Genomic DNA, 3,693 nt, shown 5'->3' on the forward strand with positions numbered 1-3,693 from the left:
TTACTATTATATTTGCACAAAATAATTTCAATATGAAAGAAATATTATCAACCATCAAAATACAAGTCAACAATAAAATTTATGTCAAAGACCCTGAGACATCTGTTTTAGGTAAAAAAATTATTGAGAATAGTATTGTACTTATAGATGAAATAGGGTTCGAGAACTTTACATTCAAAAAATTAGGCGAACAAATAAACTCTAACGAAAGTTCAATTTACCGTTATTTTGAAAGCAAACACAAAATGATGCTGTATCTCTCCTCGTGGTACTGGGGTTGGATAGAGTACAAACTCGCTTTTGCCACTATTAATATTGATAATCCGATGGAACGCCTTAAAAGAGGTATCACAGTAGTTACAGAAAAAATTGAAGATGATGCTACCACATTGCACGTAAACGAATCGATTTTAAACAAAATTATTATTCAAGAGTTTACCAAAACAATTTATACCAAAGAGGTAGATCAAGAAAACAAAGAGGGTTTCTTCTTGGTTTACAAAAGAGTAATTAATAGGATGATAGAAATGATTCAAGATGTAAACCCAAATTATGAATTTGCTAAAAGTTTAGCCTCCAGTATTGTTGAAGGTGCATTACATCAACATTTCTTGAAAGAACATTTGAAAACAATTACCAATTGTAACGAAAATATTTCAACTACCGATTTCTATCTTGATCTAGTTTCAACCGTATTAAAAAAATAAATATGAGTCCACTTACGCGTTTTTATAATTTGCTACTTCTTGACAAAAAAGATGTTTTACAACTGTTTTTTTATGCCATTTTTGCGGGTTTAATAAGTCTTTCGTTACCCTTAGGAATTCAAGCTATTATCAATTTTATACAATCAGGTAGAGTTAGCGTTTCGTGGATTGTTTTGGTTGTGCTTGTGGTTATTGGAGTAGCGCTCGTAGGAATTTTGTCGATGATGCAACTTCGAATAACTGAAAATTTACAACAAAAAATTTTTATAAGATCTTCATTCGAATTTGCCGGTAGAATGCCTAGAATAAAATTTGAAGAACTTTATGGAACATATCCCCCTGAACTGGTCAATCGTTTTTTTGATACTATGGCAATCCAAAAAGGGACTTCCAAACTATTAATTGACTTTTCGGCGGCCTTGCTTCAGATTATTTTTGGAGTCGTTTTACTTTCGTTATATCATCCCTATTTCGTTGTATTTGGTTTTATGCTATTAATCTTGTTGTATTATATTTTTAAACTTTCCTATAATTCGGGTTTAGAAACCAGTTTATTCGAATCGAAATATAAATATAAAGTAGCCGCTTGGTTGCAAGAAATTGCGAGAAACAATTTTAGTTTCAGAAATGAAATCAATTATGATTATGCACTTCAAAAAAACGATTATTTGGTAACCGATTATCTTAAATACCGTGAAAAACATTTTAATGTTGTGAAAAGACAATTTTCACAATTAATTTTTTTCAAAATAATAATTACCGCGAGTTTGTTGAGTATTGGCGGCTATTTAGTATTGTCTCAAGAAATGAATATTGGTCAGTTTGTTGCCGCAGAAATCATTATTTTATTAGTAATAGGTTCTGTCGAAAAAATAATTTTAGGTCTCGAAACTTTTTATGACGTCTTAACATCTGTCGAAAAAATAGGTTTAGTAACCGATATGAATCTAGAAGAAGAATCCAATCAAAACCCTAATAGCTGTTTCACGGCAATAACATTAGAAGTAGATAATTTGTCTTTTAAATTCCCCGATTCGAAAAACAATATTTTAAAGAAAATATCCTTAAAAGTAGAACAATCCGAAAAAATAATTATTGAAGGTGAGAACGGTTCGGGCAAAACAACCTTAATTCGATTGTTGTCGGGATTGATTCAGCCTACTTCGGGTTATTTTTATATTAATGACGACACTTTTCAAAAGATTGACTTAAAACAATATCGATCCCAAATAGGAAGTGTAATATATGGCGAAACGCCTTTCGAAGGAAGTATTATAGACAATATCACTTTCAAGGATGGGAATCTGAGTCAAGAAAATCTGAAATGGGCAATAGAATCTGTACAACTATCCTCATTTTTAAAAACATTGCCGAATGGATTAGACACTGTTATTTTTCCACAGGGCAGACAGCTTTCTGCTTCTAATGCTCAAAAAATTCTTTTGGCCAGAAGTATTGTTCATAAACCTAAAATTTTGTTTTATGAAGACCCAACGGATACTATGGATGAGAAAATAGCGAACGAAATTATCGATTTTATTACGGATCCAAAAAATGAATGGACCGTAATAGTTTCTTCAAAAAATCCGTATTGGAAAACAAAGTGTGCTCGTAATATTATTATGGAGAATGGACAAATTATTTTTGATTCTAAAAATTAAATTACAATGCTAAATATATCCGAAAACAGGAGTCAGTTTACTAAAAAATTAGGTCATTTCCAAACTATTAAAAATTTGGACAACAGACCTCATTATAAAATTCTAAATAAAATTATAGCCATTGTTTCCGTTTTTGGAGTGATTGCTCTATTTCTGCCTTGGACACAGAATATTTCGGGTTCTGGTGCAGTAACGACTTTAAAACCCAATCAACGCCCTCAAACAATTCAAAGTGTAATATCGGGTCGAATAGAAAAGTGGTTTGTAAAAGAAGGTGATTTTGTAAAAAAAGGCGATACCATTATGTATATTTCCGAGATTAAAGAAGATTATTTAGATCCTAATCTTGTGCAAAACACAAAAAATCAAATGAATGCAAAAAATTCGGCATTAGCGTCTTATAGTTCTAAAGTAGGCGTTTTGTCAAATCAAATCCAATCTATTGAAAATGAACAAAAACTAAAAATTGAACAAGCACTTAATAAAATAAAGCAAGCTTCATTTAAAATCAAAAGCGATTCCATAGATCTTGTTGCAGTAAAAACGCAATTAAAAATTGCAAACACCCAATTTAATCGTGCCACTCAATTAAACAAAGAAGGTCTTAAACCAATGACTGATGTCGAAGAAAAACGACTTAAATTACAAGAAGGAGAGGCTAAAATTATTACTCAAGAAAATAAATATCTGACTAGTAAAAACGAATATGTCAATGCGAAAGTTGAAATTAATAGAATAAATGCCGAATACTCCGAGAAAGTTTCGAAAGCACAAAGTGATCAATTTACGGCATTAAGCAACCAATTTGATACTGAAGCGCAGGTAAACAAACTTAAAAATCAGTACGCAAATTACAGCATTCGAAATGGATTGTATTACATAAAAGCAGCTCAAAATGGCTATGTAAACAGAGCCATTCAAGCGGGAATTGGTGAAACAATAAAAGAGGGAACGCCTATAGCAACTATTATGCCTTCAACCTATGACATTGCAGTAGAAACTTTTGTTAATCCTGTTGATTTACCTTTAATAAAAAAAGGCGAAAAAATAAGAGTTTGGTTTGATGGTTGGCCCACTATTGTTTTTTCTGGTTGGCCTGAAATGTCCTATGGTACTTTTGGGGGACAAATCGTAGCTATCGAAAATTTTATCAGCGAAAACGGTAAATTTAGAGTGCTTATTGCTCCCGATCCCCAGGAAGACAAATGGCCTTCACAATTGAGGGTAGGCTCTGGAGCACAAACTATCGCCTTGTTAAATACTGTTCCTGTTTGGTTTGAAATTTGGCGGGTATTAAATGGTTTTCCGCCGGATTACTATAAAAC

At 32.1% G+C, this 3,693-nt stretch carries 3 protein-coding genes; all 3 read left to right on the plus strand.

The annotated features are described in order from the left end of the window. Positions 1–707 (plus strand): TetR/AcrR family transcriptional regulator (locus ACKVOD_RS06420; RefSeq protein ID WP_409208642.1); only part of this gene is annotated, 707 nt, incomplete at its 5' end. 2 nt (positions 708–709) lie between these two features. Continuing rightward, positions 710–2,368 (plus strand): peptidase domain-containing ABC transporter, encoded by a 1,659-nt coding sequence (locus ACKVOD_RS06425; protein ID WP_409208643.1) that lies wholly within the window; start codon positions 710–712, stop codon positions 2,366–2,368. 6 nt (positions 2,369–2,374) lie between these two features. Further along, a partial coding sequence (locus tag ACKVOD_RS06430) for an HlyD family secretion protein (RefSeq protein WP_409208644.1) occupies positions 2,375–3,693 on the plus strand: 1,319 nt, incomplete at its 3' end.

Origin of the sequence: Flavobacterium sp., from assembly GCF_046155325.1 — a bacterium.
GTDB lineage: Bacteria > Bacteroidota > Bacteroidia > Flavobacteriales > Flavobacteriaceae > Flavobacterium.

Excerpts from the sequence above, each read along its gene's own strand:
- ACKVOD_RS06425 (WP_409208643.1), top strand. The coding sequence starts at position 710 with ATGAGTCCACTTACGCGTTTTTATAATTTGCTACTTCTTGACAAAAAA.